Source organism: Methyloceanibacter superfactus (assembly GCF_001723305.1).
Lineage (GTDB): Bacteria > Pseudomonadota > Alphaproteobacteria > Rhizobiales > Methyloligellaceae > Methyloceanibacter > Methyloceanibacter superfactus.
Window position 1 is genome coordinate 184029 of sequence record NZ_LPWF01000023.1, and the last position, 19283, is coordinate 203311.

Below are 19283 nucleotides of genomic sequence, written 5' to 3' on the forward strand. Positions count from 1 at the left end.
TTCCGAGGGTTAGCTCTGGGAGAAGCAGACAGAGCTAAATCTTCGAAACGTCGTAGACCCACTTGCCGGTCTTCTTGAAGTGCTCGGAACGCTTGGCGTTGCGCGCCTCCATCGCCCGCTCGGACTCAGCCTGCTTGGCGATCTCCTTCGGGTCGTGCTTCGGGTCGTATTTCGAGCCCTTCACCTTCTCGGGGTAGCCGGGCTTCGGCTCCCAGCAATTGCCGGGGGCTTTGCACTTCGTGCCGTCATAGGCCAGCGCGCCGCCGGCTGTGAGGGCCAGCGCGACAGCGCCAACAAGCGCCGCGCCAGTGATGCGGATCGTCTTCGTCATGGGTCAGTTCCTCCGTGCTCAGTCGCTACTCTTGGCGGGTTCCCGCCTTTGTCTCCGCGCCTGATCGATACCGTCGAGGCAGCGCGCCTCTATCCGTGGCGTTCGATCATTGCGCGGGGATCTCGCATACCAACGTCTCCGTCGGAGACACTGGATTCTCTGGGTCGTAAGGGACGAAGGCGGCCTTCTGCTCGTCGGTCAGCCAGTCCGCGTCCTCCGGCGAATCTTTGTAAAAGTGACGGATCCACGCGATGGCGAGCAGCATCTCGTCCATCGTGCGCAGCGACCCTTGCGGTCCCATCTGACCTCTCGCGCCTCCGTAAATGGTCTCGAAGAGGCCCTTGTCGGTCGTGTTCTTGGGATAGGTCCAATAATTGTCGTTTAGGCCGGGGCCGATCTTGCCTTCGCCCACATGACCGTGACAGCCGGAGCACGCCGTGAGGAACATCTCCTCGGCCTCGTGCATGCAGCTCTCAACCTGGTTGTATGGGTTGTGTCCCGTCTTCAGAAACTGCTTCACCGCCGGCGTGTCTTGCCCCTCCTTGGGCGACAGGCTGAGGTCAAGCGGCATGCCGGTGATCGTGTGGACAAGATCGATCTGCTGCGCCACGGCAAGCATTGGGATAAACGCAAAAGCCACAACGACCGCCGCGAACTTTACAAACTTCCTCATCTCCCGCTCGTTTCCTCTCACTTCTTATGTTGCTTCACACGCACGTCCGGTTCGCTCCGGTGCTTATGATTTCGTGCCGCTCGGCGGCTTGGTGGCTTCCTCGACCGGAATGCCTTCCTCGACGAGGATGTCGTGGATCTTCGGCTTCGCCTCCTTGAGCGCCGCCTCGATTTCCTCGAGCAGCTTCTCGTTGTCCTTACGGACGCCCATCGACTGATCGAAATGGAACAGCACGGGCTCGCCGTCGGTGCGGAAGTTGTTGTCGGGGACGGCCGTCATCTTGAGTTTGCCGTCGGACTCTTTGACGTAGCGCGCGACGGACGGCGCGAAGGCGATGGCCACATCGGATTTGTCGCTCGCGACGTTGCCCACCATCAGCGCGGGATCGATGCGAAGATACTGGTTGCGCGAGCTCTTGAAGTTCGTCAGCGACTTCACGTAGTTGAAGTTCTTGCTGAACAGCCCGTGCTTCACCATCATCACTTCGGCGGGGCCGCCCGGCTCGTAGCCGACATTGTCCGCCTTGGCGAGATCGGGACTGTCGAAGGCGGCGATCTCCAGCGGCGAATCGGACCGCGTCACGAAGACGTATGGCGCCCGATAATAGGGCGTGGTCGAGAGCACGCGCGGATCGCCCGTATCGACGCCGATCACCACGTCGCAATTGTCCTTGTCGAGCTGATCGCGCACGACGTAGATCGCCGGCTTGTCCTCCCACACAAACTCGACCTTGCGGTCCATGGCCTCGCCGAGAGCCTTGGCGATGCGGTTCTCGAAGCCCTCTTCGTTGCGCATCGAGTAGGGATTTTCCTTCGCGCCGGCGCAGACTCTCAACGGCGCCTTTTCAGCGAGCGCATCGGGAACGGGACTGACGAGGAAGGCCAGAGCCGCGGCCATCGCCACCGGTGCTGCCTTGCTGAGAAGATTGGTCGTGGTTTCCATCATTGTATTCCTTGCAACGCGTGCTTCTCGCGGTCGGGAGACGGATCGGCCAGGGAGTCGGCTGGGCACCTGTCCAGACTCGGCTGCGCGGATGCGCAAGCGGTATGACCTGGAGGAAGATTCGGCCCGGACATTTCGACACCTGGACGACAGCGCCACCCATGGAAAGTTCAGGGGGGAGGCAAAAGCGTCCCGCCAGGCCGCGAACACATCGCAGCCTGGCGGAACAGTCGTCTGACTAGGTCCCGTCGGTCGTGATCTCGTTCGAATACTCGTCGAGATTCACGTCGTCGGAATACGGGCTCTTGCCGTCGAGCGAGAACACCAGGAGGCCACCGCCCTGCTGCGTCCAATTCTGCAGGTTGCGGAAGGCACCCACGGCGCCCAGACCGGCGGTCGGATCCTGGAGGTCGAACACCAGACCAACACCCGGCCAACCACCGACGCCGTAGTACACACCAATGTACTGCGTGCCGTTGTGCTCGTAGGTCATCGGATAGCCGATACCGCCTGAGGGCATCTTGAACTTCCACAGAAGCTCACCGCTGTCGGCGTTACGGGCTTTGAAGTAACCGTCAAGCGTCGGGTAGAATACCAGACCGCCCTTGGTCACCATCGTGCCGCCCCAAGCTGCGAAGCGCTCCATGACGGACCACTTGTACTTGCCGGTGACGGCGCTGTACGCCTTGACCTGGCCGAGGCCGAGATAGTTGGCGCGATCGCCCTTCGGTCCCGGGTACATCGACAGGGTCGCACCGACGAAGAACTGGCCGGCACGATACGGAAGCATGAAGGGCTCCCAATCCATGCAGATGTGGTTGATGGCGAGGTAGAAGAGACCCCGCTCCGGGTCATAGGAGTCATGGGCTTGGTCGTGATAGCCCATGGCCGACGGGCAGATGTCCTTGCCCTTGTGGTCCATCCGCGTGCCGTACTCAGGGTTACGGACCGGGATGCCGGTTTTCATGTCGACATGCGTCCACACATTGACGGTGTCGTCCAAGAAGTCGGCGCGGACCAAGTCGCCGTTCACGCGGTTCAGCGTATAAATGATGCCGTTACGATCAGGATGGGTGACCAGCTTCAGGTCCTTGCCATCGACCTTCTGGTCGGAAAGCATCATCACGTTGACGCCGGCATAATCCCACTCATCGTGAGGGGTCTTCTGGTAGCCCCACTTCAAGTTGCCGGTGTCGGCGTTGCGGGCCATGATCGTCATGGTCCACTTGTTGTCGCCAGGACGCATGGTCTCGTTCCACGGCGAGGGATTGCCCGAGCCGTAGTAGACAAGATCGAGGGTCGGGTCGTACGCGTACCAACCCCAGTTGGTGCCGCCGCCGATCTTCCAGGCATCGCCTTCCCAGGTCGCCAGGCCAAGGCCCTTCTGACCGTATTGGGGGTTAGCCTCGTTGAAGTCGTCGCCGATACCGATCTCGTTGTCGGGACCAGTCGCGTATTTGCGCCACACCATCTCGGCCGTCTTCACGTTGTAGGCCGTGGTGTAACCGCGTACGCCAAGCTCCGCGCCGGACGAGCCGACCAGCACCGTGTCCTTGACCACATAAGGAGCCACGGTGAGCGTCGAGCCGACCTTGATGTCGGAGTTCTCAACCTTCCAGTATTCCTCGCCAGTGTCGGCGTTGAGCGCCACCACATGGCCGTCGAGCTGGTTGGAGAGGATCAGATTGGGCGTCTTGCCCGTATCGTCGCTCGGCCAATAGGCCAAGCCACGATTGACGAGGTCGCAACAAGCCACCGCGCGGGCCGCGGGGTCCTGCTTCGGCTTGTACTGCCACTTGATCTTGCCCGGGTTGTTGAGGTCGAGCGCGTATACATTGTTCGGGAAGGAACTGTTGATGTACATCACGCCGTCGATCACGAGCGGCGTACCCTCGTGACCATTCAGCAGACCCGTGGAGAACGACCAAGCAACCCGGAGATTCTTGACGTTCCCCGTGTTGATCTGATCCATCGTGCTGTAATTGTCAGCCGTGTAGTCGAGGCCGGGCATTGGATAGTTCTGCGGGTCCTTCGCCAACTCAATCAATTTATCGTTGGCGACGGCCGCGGCTCCAAAGAGGCCGCTAAGGGCCAGCGCGACGCAAGACGCCGACGCAAACCCACTGATACTGAGAGATCTCCTCATATACGAACCCTCGCGTTTTCGCTCCCATAGGTGCGGAGTCGAAGACAGCGCCCTACGCCGATGCCGGCGAATGGGTCGCCTTCCTCCGCTTCACTGTGCGCCAGGGGCTTGCAGCTTTTGCTGCCGCTAGGCCCTCGCGCAGCCGCTGGCCGAATGTTGACATCCGGCCGTATTGCGAGAAGCGAACGCCTTGCACTGCAAGCCGAACACATCTTTTGCGGTGGCTGCACTCTAGGGCTGCGTCCGACGAGGCGTCTTTGGCTCGATAGCCAGAAAGGGTGCTGGACCATTGCTCTAAACCGGCAGGGCGATTCTCGTCCGAACGGGCCAGGAGAAGTCCCCACCTGTGGCGCGACAAGTCCATGCCATTCGCCAGATCAATCGCTGACCCGTGTCGGAATCGCAGACATGTGCTCGGGAACAAACGGCAAATGTATTGAGTGTCCCTGGCAATCCCCCCGGTGGCATCATGTGTGACACATCAACGTCGATGTCACCGGCCGCGCGCCCGGCAGCGCTCGCGCCGGTGCGTTTTGCGTGCAGCCAGAGCAGCTTAGAAATGCCGTCTATGAGATTATCTCCATTGCCCGCGGTCGCCGCTTTCGCGGCGCGTGTTCTGACGCTCGCACTTCTGGGGGTCCTCGTGCTCGGTTGCGACGATGTCACCGAGTCCGAGACAGCCGTCACGGCCACGCCGCAAGCGTCGCGCGCTCCGGCGCTGCCGCGCATCAAATGGCTCGACGCCGATGGCGGCGTGACGCCGGAGCGGTGGCTGGCGAGCGCGGCGGCGCAGGCGGATCTCGCCGAGACCGATCCCTCCGTCGCGCCATGCATCAAGCGCTCGACGACGCCGCCAAGCAGTTCAGCGATCCGCCGCGCATGATCGCCAATCGCGCCGTGCAGCTCGAGGGGATGCTGGCCGCGCAGGGTATCGACGAGAGCGCACCGGAGCTCATCGAGACGTTGTCGCGCGCCGTCGCGCGTGCCGATCGCAAGGAAGGCTTCGGCTCCGTATGCCAGCATTATTTCTATCTGCGCCAACAAGGAGTCGGCCGCGAGGCCGCGCTCCAGCAACTCAAGGAAGCGCGTCTCGCGCGGCCCGGCAATCGTGTCCTGCATGGATGATGTGCGCGGTCACGCCGCCGCAAGTCGACAACGGCCGACAACCGAGAAGCTCGGCCAACTGAAGGTGGGCAAAGTGCTGAACAAGATCTGGTACGACCAAACCATCCGCACCCAACTGCTGATCGCTGTCGGCGTCATCAACCTCGTCGCACTCATCTTCGCCGGCGTGATCTGGGTCGCCAACGCGCGCCAAGCGACGCGCGTCGAGATGGAAGCCTCCGTCGACATCGCCAAGAATTTCGCGCGTGTCGCCATCTTGTCACTGGCGCCGAACGGCCAGTCGGGCGGTCTCGCCAAGAAGAGCACGCAACTCGCCAGCCGTCTCAAGATCGGCCGTTTGCGCCACGTCCGCATTTACATGGCCGACGCGCAAGGCGCGCTGGTCCAGCTTTCGCCCGAGCCCAATGCGGCGCGCGATCCGGATCGGCCGGCCGCAGCCCCCGCCTGGTTCAGCGCCTTGGTCGAGCCGGAAGTGACGCCACACACGTTGAGCGTGGTGCTGGCGGAACCGAGGGCGGGCTCCGTACTCATCGTCGAGCAGCCGGTCGCCTCCATGCCGCAGGTCTGGGACCTGGGCACCGTCGTCATCGCCGGCGAGCCGGCCGACGAGATCGCCGAAGTGTGGCACGACGTGTCATCCCTGGCGCTCGTGTTGCTGGTGCTCGATATTCTGGCGCTCGTCATGCTTTATGCCGTTCTTGGCCGCATGCTCGATCCTATGGCGAGCGTCGCCCGCGGCCTTCTGCGTCTCGAGGATGGCGACTACGCCGCCCGCCTCACCCCGCCGCGGGTCATGGAGCTCGGCGCCATCACCGAGCGCTTCAACAAGCTCGCCGAGACTCTCGGCCGTGCCCGTGCCGAGAATGGGCGGCTCTACGGTCAGCTCATCACCGTGCAGGAGGATGAACGCCGCGAGATCGCCAACGAGCTGCACGACGAGGCGAGCCCCTGCCTGTTCGGCATCATGGCCAACGCCATGTCCGTTCAGCGCCTGACCGGCCGCCGCCGCGACAGCCGCAGCAACGACATCCGTGGCCATATCGGCGAGATTTTGCGGGTCACCGAGCGCCTGAAGATGATGAACCGGGTCATGCTGAAGAAGCTGCGCCCCGTCTCCCTCGGCCGTGTGGCGCTGTCGGAACTGTCCGGCGACCTGCTGGGCGAGCTGCAACGCCGCTATCCCGAGGTCGACATCACCCACTCGCTCAGGACTCGCGGCTCCCGCTACGGCGATGCCGTCGATCTCACCATTTACCGCTGCATTCAGGAGGCCGTAACTAACGCCATCCGCCACGGGAAGGCCGACATGGTCAGGGTCGATCTGTTCGAGAAGCGTGCGCCCCGCGACGGCGACGACTCCGCGAAAAGACCGACGCTGCAACTCCTGATCCAAGACAATGGCCGGGGCATCCTGCCGGACACGCCCCTCGGATTCGGACTGACCGCTATGCGGGAACGAGTCCATGCCCTGGGCGGGTCATGCGCCATTCAGAGCGCGCCGTCGCAAGGCGCCATCCTGCGCGTGATCATCCCCATCAGCGCCGTCACCGGCGCGAAGTCCCACAAACAGTTTGAGAGAATAGAGGCATCCTAAATGCAAGTGCTTGTTATCGACGACCATCCGATCGTGCTTGAAGGCTGCCGGCAGCTTCTGAAATTCGCCGGCGTCAAGCGCATCATCCAGACGGAAAGCCTGGCCGAAGGCTTTCGTCTCTACCGCAGCAAGAAGCCCGACGTGATCATCGTCGATCTGGCCATGCGCACCGGCTCGCTTGGCGGCCTGTCCTTCATCCGGCGTCTGCGGCTGCACGACACCCGCACGCCGATCCTGGTGTTCAGCATGCACAACGACCCGTTCATCGTCAGCCGGGCGCTGAAGATCGGCGCCAATGGATACATCCTGAAGGACACTTCGGGAGAGGAGATCGTCAAGGCGTTCGAGCACATCCGCAGCGGCACGCCATATCTCAGCCATGAGCTCGCCTCGGAAGTAGCCTTCATGGAGGCCAGGGGGCGCACCACCAATCCGTTGCGGTCGATCACCGTGCGCGAGCTGCAGATCCTGTCGCTGCTCGCCGAAGGCAAGCCCTACGCTCAGATCGCGGCCGACCTCCATGTCAGCTACAAGACGATCGCCAACACCTGCAGCCAGCTGAAGACGAAACTCGGCGTACACTCTCTGCCGGAGCTGATGCGCATCGCCATCGAGTATCTGCCCTCGGCGCCAAGCAGGAGTCTCAGAGCGTAAGGGTGTCTCCTCCCGGATTCCCGCCTAGATAAAGGCCCCCAGTTCGGCTACGGCATGCGCGCAAGAGCCAGCCATGCTAGGCAGGCACGCGCACGTGCGTCAGTCCGAAAGGAGTCCCGAAATGTCCCTGAACATGGAAAAGCTGGAGCCCCTGCTCCATATGATGGTCGGAGAACTGGGTGCGGCCGCCAACGCCGCGCTGGTGCTCGTCGGCGACAAGCTCGGGCTATACCGGGCTCTGGCCGAGCATGGACCGCTGGATTCGCAAGGCCTGGCGGAGAAGACCGGCACCCATGAGCGCTATGTCCGCGAATGGCTGTCGGCGCAGGCCGCCTCCGGCTTTATCGACTATGACGAGGCGACCGGCACGTTCTCGATGACGCCGGAGCAGGCAGCCGTGCTCGCCGATGCCGACAGCCGGTTAACATGACGGGCGGCTTCTACTCGCTGGCCGCGGTGTTCGCCGACGAGCCCAAGCTGACCCGCGCCTTCCAGAGCGGCGACGGCGTCGGCTGGGGCGATCATAGCGAGTGCCTATTCTGCGGCACCGAGCGCTTCTTCCGTCCCGGCTATAAGGCGCATCTCGTCGACGAATGGCTGCCGGCCTTGGATGACGTCACGCCCAAGCTTGCGAGCGGCGCCAAGGTCGCCGATGTCGGCTGCGGCCACGGCGCCTCCACCATTATCATGGCCGAGGCTTTTCCAAGCTCCGACTTCATCGGCATCGACTTCCATGCGCCGTCGATCGACCATGCGCGCGCCGCCGCCAACGGTCAGGGAAATTTGCGCTTCGCGGTGGCCAAAGCTCAGGACTTCGACGGCGCGGGCTTCGATCTGGTGACGGTGTTCGATGCCTTGCACGACATGGGCGACCCGGTGGGCGTCGCCTCGCATATTCGCCAGACCTTGAAGCCCGACGGCACGCTGATGCTGGTCGAGCCGCTGGCCGGCGATACGCTCGAGGACAATCTCAATCCGGTGGGACGCATCTATTACGCCTTCTCCACCAACATCTGCGTTCCTGCCTCGCTGAACCAGCCAGTCGGCACGGCGCTCGGGGCTCAGGCCGGCGAGAAGCGTCTCACCGAGGTGCTGAAAGAGGCCGGCTTCACCCGCGTCCGCCGAGCCGCCGACACGCCCTTCAATATGATCATCGAGGCGCGCCCTTAAGCGTCCTGACAAAAAAAGGCCGGGCCCGTGTTTCCGGGTCCGGCCAAGGTTGCAGGCGGGGGTAGAGGAGAAGTTCAGGCGTTAGCCGCCGAGGCGCGCGGTGCCGGAGCGGCCGTCATTGCGCACCCAGCGCACGGCGTTGCCGTTCTGGCTGAGCTTGTAGCAATAGGTGCGGCCTTCCATCCAACTAGACCATTTCTGGCAGAGCTGGTCGTCGGCGATCCACCACTTGCCGTGATCCGAGGAGCCGTCGCCGCGGGAGAAGGCGGCGGCGACCGTGCCCATGCTGCCCTTCATCGTGCCGCCGGCGCGATACTGGATCGGCAGCTCGAACCCGGAAATCTTGAGATAGACGGTCTTGCCGGTCACGGCGCCGCGCAGGGCGTCGCCCGCAAGCGCGGTCTCCGCGGCGTTGGCGGCGAGGGGGGTGCCGAGCGCGAGCGTGGCACAGGCGGCGGCGGTCATGAGTGCGGTCTTCAACATCGGAGCAACCTCCATTTTGATGCGCCCTCCTCACGAGTGGCGCGGGCTCTATTGGGAGAGCGGAAGCAACCCCCCGCTCGTGTCAGGATGCTGTTTTCGCAAATCCCGGCTGAACCGAAGCTGAGGGCCCCGTTCATCTGGCATTCACGGGAAGAACGCCGGGAAACTGGGGTTTTCGTGATCGGTGGCGCCTTGCAATTGACACCGAACGCGGTCTTAATTCGCCGACAGGAGCATCGATCATCCAAACTTCGGAGAGAAGAATGTCGACGAAAGATGCAAAGCTCAGCTACGCGATCCTGGCGATCGCTACCCTCGCCGTCCTCGCCCTCGTGGCGATCTATGCCGGCCGGTCCGGGAACACGACCTTTACGGAGAACGCGGTCAGGAAGGGCACGCTGCCAGCCGGCGCGCGCTCGGTGCCAAAAGAGACCCAAGGCGTAAGGGCCGCGCAAGGTTCGAGAAGCTCGGGACAAGCCGCCTCGCAAGCGAGCCTGTCGCGCACGCTCAAGGTGCAACGCCACAAACCCGCGCCCACGGCTCAAGATGGCTCGGAGCCTGCGCCGATGCGCTCGGCCACCATCCAAGCCGCACAAGGGGCGAAATCGGGCGCCAGCCAGGGCGCAACCGACGGCCGGACCAGGTCCGCCAGCACGCAACCAGCCGGCACGCAGCAGGTGCAAGCCGCCAACCCGGAAGCGGCGCCGGTCTCGGCGGTGAACGGGGCACGCTCGGCCTCCAATCCGGCCGCCCGAGCCGCGAAGCCCAGCACCGGCGTCAGCGCGAGCCTGACGCGGGCCGCCACCGCGCAAGCCGCCAAGTCCGCGAAAGCCAAGTCCGGCGGCGGCCAGCCGTCGCGCAGCGCCTGACGCGATCGGCAGCCACCCAATCGGCAAAGGCCGGGAAGCCTGACGGTCAGAGCCCGGATCGTAATCGGGTGCAGACGGCGCCCACGCAGGTCGCCCAGCTCGCGGCGCAGCCGACGGCGATCCAGGCTCGAAAGGCCATGTCACGGTCGGCCGCCGCGCGGGCCGCGCAAGGGGCAAGATCCGGCCAGCAGATGACTGGGCAAATTTTCGTGCGCTCGGCGGCATCAACCCAAGCCGCGCAAGGCGCACTTGCCAGCAACGGCACGCGCGCCACCACCCGCGCCGCACCGTCGGATTTGAGCCGGGCGGCGCAAGCGCCAATCGCGCTGCAAAGAAAATGGGATCCGGCCCGAAGCCTGAACGCATCACCCGACCAGGACGTTCAGGACCCGGAAGACGTGGACATTCAAGAACTCTGAGCGCGGCCGGCTTCTCCGGACCACCAGACCGGAACGAAATCAGGCCGCTTCCGGCATCCCGGCAGCGGCCTGATTTGATTGGCGATGAGTGGCGGCCGGCCTATTCGTCCGGCACGCTCACGATGAAATTGTCGAATTTGAAGGTGGCCGGGGCATCCGACGGGGACGTGGCCGTAATGCCGACGATGCCGCCATCCTTGGGCTGAATGCCTTTGAAGCGCTGAACCTTGGTTCCGTTGACAATGATCGTGGCATCACGCGGTTTCAGCTGAAGCTCGATCTGGTTGGTCTCGCCGACGCCCTTCTTCAGCGCCAGGGTCTCCGTGGTGAAGACGACCGACGACTTACCCTTAAAGATGCGCCGAACCTCGAGGCCGCCGTCGGGCCACACCCACACATAGTAGTAATTGTCCCAATCGGCCCACCAGAACACCAAGCCCATGGGACTATTGGCCGGCTTGGAGGTCTCTACGACGGTGAGGTCGGCGCAGACATTGGCGCCTTCGTTCTGCGTGGTGAAATTGACCTGATCGCGCCACCCCTTGACGACCAAGGCGTCGTCCTCGACGAAGATATTCTCGTTAGGCTCGCCCCATGAGACGTCCATGAACTCGAAATTGTCTTCAAACAAGGCGTTATCGGGATTGCACTTTGCGAGCGCCGGGCTCGCCGCCACTGTCAGGCCGAATGCCAGTGCCAAAGCCGTACCGACAGTGAAACGCATTTGGAACTTCATCGATGATCTCCCATCTGGTGATGGCGGCCCACCAACCGCCACGCGAGGAAATGTATCGCTCCAGGGCGGACCTTAGCGATGATCGATGACGTCTTCAAGCAAGCGAGACCACCGAAGATGCTGTCGGCGGCACATGAAAGCGCTGGCTGAGGGTTCGCTAGCGCGTGGGCATCGGCGATTCGCCGCGATAATCGTAGAAGCCCCGTTTGGACTTCCGCCCGAGCCAGCCCGCCTCGACATATTTCACCAAGAGCGGGCAAGGCCGGTACTTGGAATCGGCGAGCCCCTCATACAGCACCTGCATGATCGACAGACAGGTGTCGAGGCCGATGAAATCGGCGAGCTGCAAGGGCCCCATGGGATGATGGGCGCCGAGCCGCATGGCCGTATCGATGGCGTCGACCGACCCCACGCCCTCGTAGAGCGTGTACACCGCCTCGTTGATCATCGGCAGCAGGATGCGGTTGACCATGAAAGCCGGGAAATCCTCCGACACGGCGGTCGTCTTGCCGAGCGACTCGACGAAGTCCTTGGCGCGGGTGAAGGTAACGTCATCGGTGGCGATGCCGCGGATCATCTCGACCAGTTCCATGACCGGCACCGGATTCATGAAATGCATGCCGATGAAGCGCTCGGGGCGATCGGTGGTGGCCGCGAGCCGGGTGATGGAGATGGATGAGGTGTTGGTGGCGACGATGGCGTCGGGCTTGAGGAAGGGGCAGATCGCCACGAAAATCTTCCGCTTGACCGCCTCGTCCTCGGTGGCGGCTTCCACCACCAAGTCGGCGTCGGCAAGGGACTCGTAGGTTTCGCCGAAAGTGATGCGAGCCAGCGCTTTTTCCCGATCCTCGTCGGTGATCTTGCCGGAGGCCACTTGGCGCGTCAGGTTCTTGTCGATGTTCTGGATCGCCGTGTCGAACCGCTCCTTGGCGAGGTCGTTGATCACGACGTCGTGGCCGCCGAGCGCCACCACATGGGCGATACCGCTGCCCATCTGACCCGCGCCGATCACGGCGATCTTGTGAATGGGCTCCACCTTACGCTCCTGCTTCGAGGTTGGGTCGGCGCGGAGATCCGAGCCTTGAACTATGTCGTCCATCGGTGTTCCTCATGAACTCCACTTACGCTCCATACCCTGCCTTTTTCAGCTCGGTGTCGAGCTCAGGCAGGACGGTGAACAGGTCGCCCACCAGCCCGTAGTCGGCCACCTGAAAAATCGGCGCGTCGGCATCCTTGTTGATGGCGACAATCACCTTGGAATCCTTCATGCCGGCCAGATGCTGGATCGCGCCGGAAATTCCGACGGCGATATACAGATCCGGCGCCACGACCTTGCCGGTCTGACCAACCTGATAGTCATTGGGCATGTAACCGGAATCGACCGCCGCGCGTGAAGCGCCGATCGCCGCGCCCAGCCGGTCGGCGATCGGTTCGATCAGCTTGGTGAAATTCTCGCCGGATGCCATGCCGCGGCCGCCCGAAATGACGATCCCCGCCGAGGTCAGCTCCGGACGCTCGCTCACGGTGATATCGGAGCCCGCGAAAGTGGAGAGCGCAACCGCGCCGGCCGGGGTTACGGTCTCGACGGTAGCCGAGCCACCCTCGCCCGTGGCGGCGAAGGCCGTCGTGCGTACCGTGCCGACCACGGTCTTGTCGGAGGTTTGCACCGTCTCGAGCGCATTGCCCGCATAGATCGGCCGCACGAACGTGTCGGGCGACTTCACCTCGATGATATCGGAGATCTGGCCGACATCGAGCAACGCCGCCACGCGCGGCAGCACATTCTTGCCCGTCGTGGTCGCCGGAGCGAGCAACACGGTGTAATTGGCCATTAGCGGCACGATGGTCGCCGCCATCTCCTCCGCCAGGCGGTTCGCCAACTGGGGGGCCTCGGCGAGCAGGACCTTGCCGACGCCTTCGAGCTTGGCCGCCTCGTCGGCGACGCCCTTGCAGCCCTCGCCGGCAACCAGAATATCCACGTCGCCGCCGAATTCCCGCGCGGCGGTCAGCGCCTTGGCCGTCGCCGGCGCCAGGGCCTCATTGTCGTGCTCCGCCAGCAACAACACCGCCATTAGAGCACCCCCGCCTCGTTCTTGAGCTTGTCCACGAGCTGGGCCACGTCGTCCACCTTGATGCCGGCCTCGCGCGCCTTCGGCTCGGCGACCGAGATCACCTTGAGCCGCGGCGCGATATCCACGCCCAGCGTCTCCGGCGCGGTCTCGTCGATCGGCTTCTTCTTCGCCTTCATGATGTTGGGAAGCGAGGCGTAGCGCGGCTCGTTGAGCCGGAGATCCGTGGTGATCACCGCGGGCTTGGACAGCTCGACCGTCTCCAGCCCACCGTCCACCTCGCGCGTCACCCTGACCTTGTCGCCGGCGAGCTCGATCTTCGAGGCGAACGTGCCTTGCGGCACGCCGAGCAGACCGGCAAGCATCTGACCCGTTTGGTTGCAGTCGTCGTCGATGGCTTGCTTGCCCAGGATGACGATATCGGGCTTTTCCGTCTCGACCACGGCCTTGAGCAGCTTGGCCACGGCGAGCGGCTCGACGGCTTCCTCGGTCTTGACCAGAATGGCGCGGTCGGCGCCCATCGCGAGCGCCGTGCGCAGCGTGTCCTGCGACTTGGCGTTGCCGATAGAAACAGCGACCACCTCGTCGGCCTCGCCCCGCTCCTTGATGCGGACGGCTTCCTCGACGGCGATCTCGCAGAACGGATTCATCGACATCTTCACGTTGGCAAGGTCGACCCCGCTGCCATCGGATTTGACGCGGACCTTGACGTTTGAATCGATGACCCGTTTGACGGGTACAAGTATTTTCATGCGGCTTTATGTTCCCCGCACTTGTGTTGACTAGCCCCCCAAAAGCCAGCATCTCGCACTTGCGAAATGGCGGCGACCGTACTGCCCGAAATGGCCGAAGTCAATGGTTCCCAGGGTTTTCCAGAGGCCCCTCAGGCCCCGCCCCGGGTGCGGTCGAACAGAACTACACCGCGCCGCCGCATAAACAGGATTAACACCGCCCCGGCCACCAGCCCGCCCACATGGGCCCACCAGGCGATGGCCTCCTCGCTCTCGAACAACAAGCTCACGAATTGGGCCGCGATCCAGATGCCGAGCGCCCAGGCGGCGGTGATTTTGATGGGGATGCGCCATAGCGCCAGCACCCAGACCTTCACCTTGGGGTGGAGGATCAGATAGGCGGCGATCACCCCGGCCACGGCGCCCGAGGCGCCGATCAGCGGCAGGTCGGAGTGCGGCAGCATGTAGGCATGGAGCATCGCCGCGAAGATCCCGCACATCAGATAGAACATGATGAAGCGGATATGCCCCATGGCGTCCTCGATATTGTCGCCGAAGACCCACAAGAACAGCATGTTGCCGATGAGGTGGAGCCACCCGCCATGCAGGAACATGTAGGTGACCAGCGTCAGGCGCTCCGGCACGAGAACCGCGCCATTGGCGAAAAACGCGGTGCCGCCGCCCGTGCTGGCCAAGAGCTTGGCCGGGACCACGGCGAAGGCCGTCACGTCTTCGTCGGCGAGCGGGATGAACCATCCCGTTTGGAAGATCACATAGATCGCGACATTGAGGGCGATCAGCCCCACCGTCACATATTGAAAGCGGATCTTCTTGAGAGGGTTGGTGTCGTGGAGGGGGACGAACACGAGCGCACCGCCGATCGCATCAGCGGTTCTTGCCCGGCACCCACATCACATCGGACTTGCCCTTGCCGTTCGCATAGCGCGCGGCAACAAACAGAAAGTCCGACAGCCGGTTGATGTAGCGGAGGGCCGCGTCGCCGACCGGCTCATCCGGACGCGAGCGCAAGGCGACAATCAGCCGTTCCGCCCGGCGCGACACTGTACGGGCGAGATGCAGGAAGCTGGCGGCAGGGGTGCCGCCGGGCAGCACGAAGGATCGCAACGGATCGAGTGCGCGATTGAGCGTGTCGATCTTGCCTTCGAGCCATTCGACTTGTGCGTCGGTCACTTGCAGGCGAGCGCTGCCGTCCTTGGTCTCGTCGGGAAAGCAGAGATCGGCGCCGAGGTCGAACAAATCGTTCTGAATGCGCGCGAGCACGGCGTCGAGCTCCGGATCGTCCGTGCCGGTATGTATGCGTGCCAGTCCAATGACGGCATTGGTCTCGTCCAGCGTGCCGTAGGATTCGACCCGCAGATCGTATTTTGCCACGCGGCGGCCCGAGCCGAGCGCTGTCGTGCCGTCGTCGCCGGTGCGCGTATAGATCTTGTTGAGGATTACCATGACCACCCGCCCTGCCCGCCAGGGCCACCCGCGGATCGCAAAGTCCGCTTTAGAGCTTAGCGTAGCCCGGACCCGAGGCGGGTCAAGCCTTCGTTATCCTGGCCTCAACCAGCGTTACCCGGCTCGCTGTCCCGCCAAATAGACAATGGCCATAACGATCAGGATCGCCACGAGTTGCAGGATCACGCGCGCGCGCATCAGTTTCTGGCTGAAATTGGGGTCTCCCCCGCGCATCATGTTCCACAGGCCGATACCAAGCACGACCGCCACGAGGGCTACCGCGAACGGCAGAATCCAACGAAGATAATATTCCACCTGGCCCCTCCCGGGTCTCGTTGGGCGTCGATTTCAACGCCAGGACGGGACTTTAGTTGCTTGCCGCCACCGCGTCGAGCACACGGGTCGGCAGCAAACGCCGCAGCCACGCCACCGCATAAGTCTGAACCGTAACGTAGTAGCGCGGTTTCGGCCGCTTGGACTCCAGCGCGTGGACGAGCTTTTTGGCCACGGCCTCGGGCGGCAGCTTGAAGGTCGTTTGGCCGCCCTGCTCCATCTGTGCCAGCCGCGCCCGGTAGATGTCCCGGTGCGGGGAGTTTTCCAAGTCGATATTGCGCCGGTACGCCTCCAAGGCATGCTCGATGAAGCGCGTGGCGATCGGTCCCGGCTCGATCAGCGAGACGTAAATGCCCGTGCCGGCCAGTTCGATGCGCAGCACGTCGGTCAGAGCCTCGACGGCGAACTTGGAGGCGCAATAGGCGCCTCGATAGGGCGCCGCGATCAGCCCGAGCACCGAGGAGCACTGGACGATGCGCCCCTGTCCCTGCGCCCGCATCGCCGGGATCACGCGGCGCGTCAGGTCGTGCCAACCGATGACATTGGCCTCGAACTGAGCCCGCAGCACCTCGGGCGTCACGTCCTCGATGGCGCCGGGCTGGCCATAAGCCCCGTTATTGAACAGTGCATCGAGCGCGCCGTCCGTCGCCGCGAGCACATGGTCCGCGGCTGCGGCGATCGACTCCGGCTCCGTATAGTCGAGATAGAGGCTCTCCAGCCCGTGCTCGTCCTTCAACCTTGCGAGGTCCTCCGGCGTCCGCGCCGTGGTGAACACACGCCAGCCGCGCGCCTTCATCGTGCGCGCAGAGGCGAGCCCGATGCCCGAAGAGCAGCCGGTGATGAGGACGGAGCGTTGGATCATGAATCCGCGCTGACGGTTACGCTGCCTGTTGGCTGAAATCGTAGCCGCTGTTCAGCACCCAGATGGTGAAATTGAGCCCCGCGGCAAAGCCGACCCACAGCAGATAGGGGATCAGCATCAAGGCCGCCGGGCGGCTGACCCTGTCGAACAGGATGAGGGTGATGAGAATGGCGACGATGAGCGCCATGATCACGCCGAAGCCGTAAGCCGGGCTGTGCATGAAGAAGAAGGCGAAGGACCACAGCACGTTGATCGCAAGCTGAATGCCGAACCAGACAAGCGCCGTCTTCTTGTCGCTCGCGTCGGCCCGCGCCCGCCACACCAGCCACGCAGCGACCGCCATCATCGCGTAGAGGAGGGTCCAGACGATGGGGAACACGGCGTTCGGCGGCGCGAAGCCGGGCTTCGTCAGCGTGGCGTACCAGTCGAGATTAGGCCGGGTCAGCGCCCCACCGATGGCCGACGCGGCGAAACAGACCGCGAGCGCGACGGCAAGCGCGATGATCGAGCGCTTGGAGAAGGCCGGCTCCGCCGCGGCGCTCATTGCTCGAGCAGGCGCCGGGCGATGACATGCGCCTGGATCTCGGCCGCGCCTTCGAAGATCGACAGGATGCGCGCGTCGCACAGCACCCGGCTGATCGTGTATTCGAGGGCGAAGCCGTTACCGCCGTGGATTTGCAGGGCGTTGTCTGCTGCCGCCCAGGCGATGCGCGCGGCGAGCAGCTTGGCCATGCCGGCCTCCAGATCGCAGCGGTGCCCCGCGTCCTTTTGCCGGGCGGAGTAATAGGTGAGCTGGCGGGCCAGTAGGATCTCCGCCGCCATCATGGCGAGCTTGTCGGAGACGCGCGGGAAATTGATGATCGGCTTGCCGAATTGCATGCGCTCCATGCCATAGCGCAGGCCGATATCGAGTGCCGATTGCGCCACGCCGATGGCGCGGGCCGCCGTCTGGATGCGTGCCGCCTCGAAGGTCTGCATCAATTGCTTGAAGCCCTGGCCCTCGACGCCGCCAAGCAGGTTCGCCGCCGGCACCTCGAAGCCGTCGAAGGAGAGTTCGAACTCCTTCATGCCGCGATAGCCGAGCACCTCTATCTCGCCGCCCGACATGCCTTCCGCCGGGAAAGGATTATCGTCGGTGCCGCGCGGCTTCGGCGCCAGGAACATGGACAGGCCCTTGTAGCCCTTCTCGTTGGGATCGGTGCGCGCCAGCACGGTCATCAGGTCGGCCCGCGCCGCATGGGTGATCCACGTCTTCTGCCCGGTGATGCGGTAGACCTCGCCGTCCTTCACCGCGCGCGTCGTCAGCGAGGCGAGATCGGAGCCGGTATTCGGCTCGGTAAACACCGCCGTCGGCAGGATCTCGCCGGATGCGATCTTCGGCAGCCACTCTTGCTTCTGCGCGTCGGTGCCGCCGTTGAGGATCAGCTCCTCGGCGATCTCCGAGCGCGTGCCGAGCGAGCCCACGCCGATATAGCCGCGCGACAGCTCCTCGGAGACGACGCACATGGCCTCCTTGCCGAGACCGAGCCCGCCATATTCCTCGGGCAACGTCAGCGCGAACACGCCGAGCTCCGCCATCTGATTGATCAGCTCGAGCGGGATGTAGTCGTCCTTGAGATGCCATTCCTGGGCGTGCGGCACCACTTCCGCTTCCGAGAAGCGGCGCATCTCGTTGCGGATCTCCTCAAAGGTCTCTTCCAGGCCCGGATCCCCGAAATTGGCGGCGGCCGCGCCCTGCGCATCCTGGATCAGCGACACGACGCGGGCGCGAATCTCGGGCGTCACGCCTTCGATCAAGGCGGTCACGTCGTCGGTGAGGAATTCCGTGCGCGCGGAGTCCGCCACTCCGAGCTCATGCAAGCGGACGACCTCGCCCTGGCTCATGATGACGCCGCCCGCGAGCTGGGCGAGATACTCGCCCGCCGCGATCTGGCTGAGCAGGGACTCAAGCTCGCCGAACCGGCCCTCGCCGTCCACGCGCTTGGCATAGTCGGCGAGTTGGCGGATGCCTTCCGCGTAGGTGGCGAGCCAGGCGAGCCCATGGGCCACGTGCTCCTCGCGCTCCAGTGCCGCGTTGTCGATCTTGCCGCTCCCGGCCACCTTGGCCTTCACGGCCTCCGTGGCGCGGGCGCTCAGGGTCCCGGCGGCCTCGGCGGCGGATTCCAGGAGGGGGATCAGCTCGGCGGGGCTCAAAGCCTCGCGGTCGGTCAAGGTCTCGGCAGCGGTCAAGTCTCTGGCTCCTCGGACGATTCTGGTCGATTTCGGGCTCAACGAAGCCTGACGCGGGACCAGAGTCAAATCCGATCTTCAGGCCTCCAAAGGCCTCCGAAGCGCCTCGCCCATCGGAGCCCGCCCCCGTGGCGCGCCCGTCGATCCGCCGCCGCCGGAAGCGCTGAACAAGCCTTGCAAGCCGCGCTCCCACGACGACGATCCCTTCACCGTGTATGAGCGCTATTCGGCCTGCGATTAGAGGCTAGTCCTGCGGCGTGCTCTGCAAGAGCGCCTGCGCGCGCTCTTTGTAGTTCATGCCGCGGTCCGGCATGAGCCCGGTCGAGAGTAAAGCATGGGCTATCGCGTCTGTTGGAGCATGTCGAAGGCTCCCAACTATGTCAGATCGCGCGACGGATGCCTCGGGGATTATCAGAAGCCCCGAATTAGCGCGACTCTTTCAAGCCAATTTTA

At 63.9% G+C, this 19283-nt stretch carries 21 protein-coding genes and 1 pseudogene; 7 read left to right on the forward strand and 15 right to left on the reverse strand.

All coding sequences use genetic code 11. From position 1 onward, the window contains the following. Positions 1-34: 34 nt before the first annotated feature. The 4 genes from AUC69_RS07030 to AUC69_RS07045 form a co-directional block, all read right to left on the reverse strand. Positions 35-331, reverse strand: a complete 297-nt coding sequence (locus AUC69_RS07030; protein ID WP_069441507.1) for a methanol dehydrogenase [cytochrome c] subunit — start codon at positions 329-331, stop codon at positions 35-37. Between the two features lie 106 nt (positions 332-437). Continuing rightward, on the reverse strand, positions 438-1004 hold the full coding sequence (gene moxG / locus AUC69_RS07035) for a cytochrome c(L), periplasmic (RefSeq protein WP_069441508.1): 567 nt from the start codon (positions 1002-1004) through the stop codon (positions 438-440). A gap of 63 nt (positions 1005-1067) precedes the next feature. Continuing rightward, the gene (moxJ, locus tag AUC69_RS07040) at positions 1068-1949 is read right to left on the reverse strand and encodes a methanol oxidation system protein MoxJ (RefSeq protein WP_083239184.1); all 882 of its coding nucleotides are present in this window, start codon (positions 1947-1949) and stop codon (positions 1068-1070) included. A 235-nt stretch (positions 1950-2184) separates the two neighbouring features. Next, positions 2185-4092, reverse strand: coding sequence for a methanol/ethanol family PQQ-dependent dehydrogenase (locus AUC69_RS07045; RefSeq protein ID WP_069441509.1), 1908 nt, complete (start codon positions 4090-4092; stop codon positions 2185-2187). A 568-nt stretch (positions 4093-4660) separates the two neighbouring features. Here AUC69_RS07045 and AUC69_RS07050 point away from each other — a divergent pair. The 5 genes and pseudogenes from AUC69_RS07050 to AUC69_RS07070 all read left to right on the forward strand — a co-directional run bounded on the left by AUC69_RS07050 (position 4661) and on the right by AUC69_RS07070 (position 8635). Continuing rightward, positions 4661-4975 (forward strand): hypothetical protein, encoded by a 315-nt coding sequence (locus AUC69_RS07050; protein WP_141700642.1) that lies wholly within the window; start codon positions 4661-4663, stop codon positions 4973-4975. Continuing rightward, a complete protein-coding gene (locus AUC69_RS07055) occupies positions 4972-5217 on the forward strand; it encodes a hypothetical protein (RefSeq protein WP_141700643.1) in 246 nt (81 codons plus the stop codon). Before AUC69_RS07050 ends, AUC69_RS07055 begins: the two co-directional genes overlap by 4 nt. Further along, positions 5210-6811 (forward strand): ATP-binding protein, encoded by a 1602-nt coding sequence (locus tag AUC69_RS07060; protein WP_069441512.1) that lies wholly within the window; start codon positions 5210-5212, stop codon positions 6809-6811. Before AUC69_RS07055 ends, AUC69_RS07060 begins: the two co-directional genes overlap by 8 nt. Beyond that, on the forward strand, positions 6812-7465 hold the full coding sequence (locus AUC69_RS07065) for a response regulator transcription factor (protein WP_069441513.1): 654 nt from the start codon (positions 6812-6814) through the stop codon (positions 7463-7465). Positions 7466-7586: 121 nt separating this feature from the next. Next, positions 7587-8635: pseudogene (locus tag AUC69_RS07070) on the forward strand (class I SAM-dependent methyltransferase). Between the two features lie 81 nt (positions 8636-8716). On the opposite strand, the gene AUC69_RS07075 reads toward AUC69_RS07070, so the two are convergent. Then, a complete protein-coding gene (locus AUC69_RS07075) occupies positions 8717-9118 on the reverse strand; it encodes a hypothetical protein (RefSeq protein WP_069441514.1) in 402 nt (133 codons plus the stop codon). Between the two features lie 263 nt (positions 9119-9381). On the opposite strand from AUC69_RS07075, the gene AUC69_RS07080 reads away from it, so the two are divergent. Then, the gene (locus AUC69_RS07080) at positions 9382-9987 is read left to right on the forward strand and encodes a hypothetical protein (protein ID WP_069441515.1); all 606 of its coding nucleotides are present in this window, start codon (positions 9382-9384) and stop codon (positions 9985-9987) included. Between the two features lie 68 nt (positions 9988-10055). Next, positions 10056-10406, forward strand: a complete 351-nt coding sequence (locus tag AUC69_RS07085) for a hypothetical protein (protein ID WP_069441516.1) — start codon at positions 10056-10058, stop codon at positions 10404-10406. 100 nt (positions 10407-10506) lie between these two features. On the opposite strand, the gene AUC69_RS07090 is transcribed toward AUC69_RS07085, so the two are convergent. From AUC69_RS07090 to AUC69_RS07135, 10 genes are all read right to left on the reverse strand, one after another. Next, on the reverse strand, positions 10507-11130 hold the full coding sequence (locus AUC69_RS07090) for a hypothetical protein (RefSeq protein ID WP_141700644.1): 624 nt from the start codon (positions 11128-11130) through the stop codon (positions 10507-10509). A gap of 169 nt (positions 11131-11299) precedes the next feature. Next, entirely contained in the window at positions 11300-12241 is a 942-nt protein-coding gene (locus tag AUC69_RS07095; protein ID WP_083239185.1) for a 3-hydroxybutyryl-CoA dehydrogenase, read from the reverse strand. A gap of 22 nt (positions 12242-12263) precedes the next feature. Continuing rightward, a complete protein-coding gene (locus AUC69_RS07100) occupies positions 12264-13214 on the reverse strand; it encodes an electron transfer flavoprotein subunit alpha/FixB family protein (RefSeq protein WP_069441518.1) in 951 nt (316 codons plus the stop codon). Beyond that, positions 13214-13963 carry an electron transfer flavoprotein subunit beta/FixA family protein gene (locus AUC69_RS07105; protein WP_069441519.1) on the reverse strand — a complete coding sequence of 250 codons (750 nt, stop codon included), beginning with the start codon at positions 13961-13963 and terminating at the stop codon, positions 13214-13216. Before AUC69_RS07105 ends, AUC69_RS07100 begins: the two co-directional genes overlap by 1 nt. 131 nt (positions 13964-14094) lie before the next feature. Next, positions 14095-14808, reverse strand: coding sequence for a rhomboid family intramembrane serine protease (locus tag AUC69_RS07110; protein WP_069441520.1), 714 nt, complete (start codon positions 14806-14808; stop codon positions 14095-14097). Between the two features lie 19 nt (positions 14809-14827). Beyond that, on the reverse strand, positions 14828-15406 hold the full coding sequence (locus tag AUC69_RS07115; protein WP_069441584.1) for a cob(I)yrinic acid a,c-diamide adenosyltransferase: 579 nt from the start codon (positions 15404-15406) through the stop codon (positions 14828-14830). A gap of 114 nt (positions 15407-15520) precedes the next feature. Beyond that, positions 15521-15721 carry a twin transmembrane helix small protein gene (locus AUC69_RS07120; RefSeq protein WP_069441521.1) on the reverse strand — a complete coding sequence of 67 codons (201 nt, stop codon included), beginning with the start codon at positions 15719-15721 and terminating at the stop codon, positions 15521-15523. Positions 15722-15773: 52 nt separating this feature from the next. Then, positions 15774-16601, reverse strand: a complete 828-nt coding sequence (locus AUC69_RS07125; protein ID WP_069441522.1) for an SDR family oxidoreductase — start codon at positions 16599-16601, stop codon at positions 15774-15776. 16 nt (positions 16602-16617) lie between these two features. After that, positions 16618-17145, reverse strand: coding sequence for a TspO/MBR family protein (locus tag AUC69_RS07130; protein WP_069441523.1), 528 nt, complete (start codon positions 17143-17145; stop codon positions 16618-16620). Then, positions 17142-18830, reverse strand: a complete 1689-nt coding sequence (locus tag AUC69_RS07135) for an acyl-CoA dehydrogenase family protein (RefSeq protein ID WP_083239186.1) — start codon at positions 18828-18830, stop codon at positions 17142-17144. The genes AUC69_RS07130 and AUC69_RS07135 overlap by 4 nt, the downstream gene beginning before the upstream one ends. Positions 18831-19283: the final 453 nt, after the last annotated feature.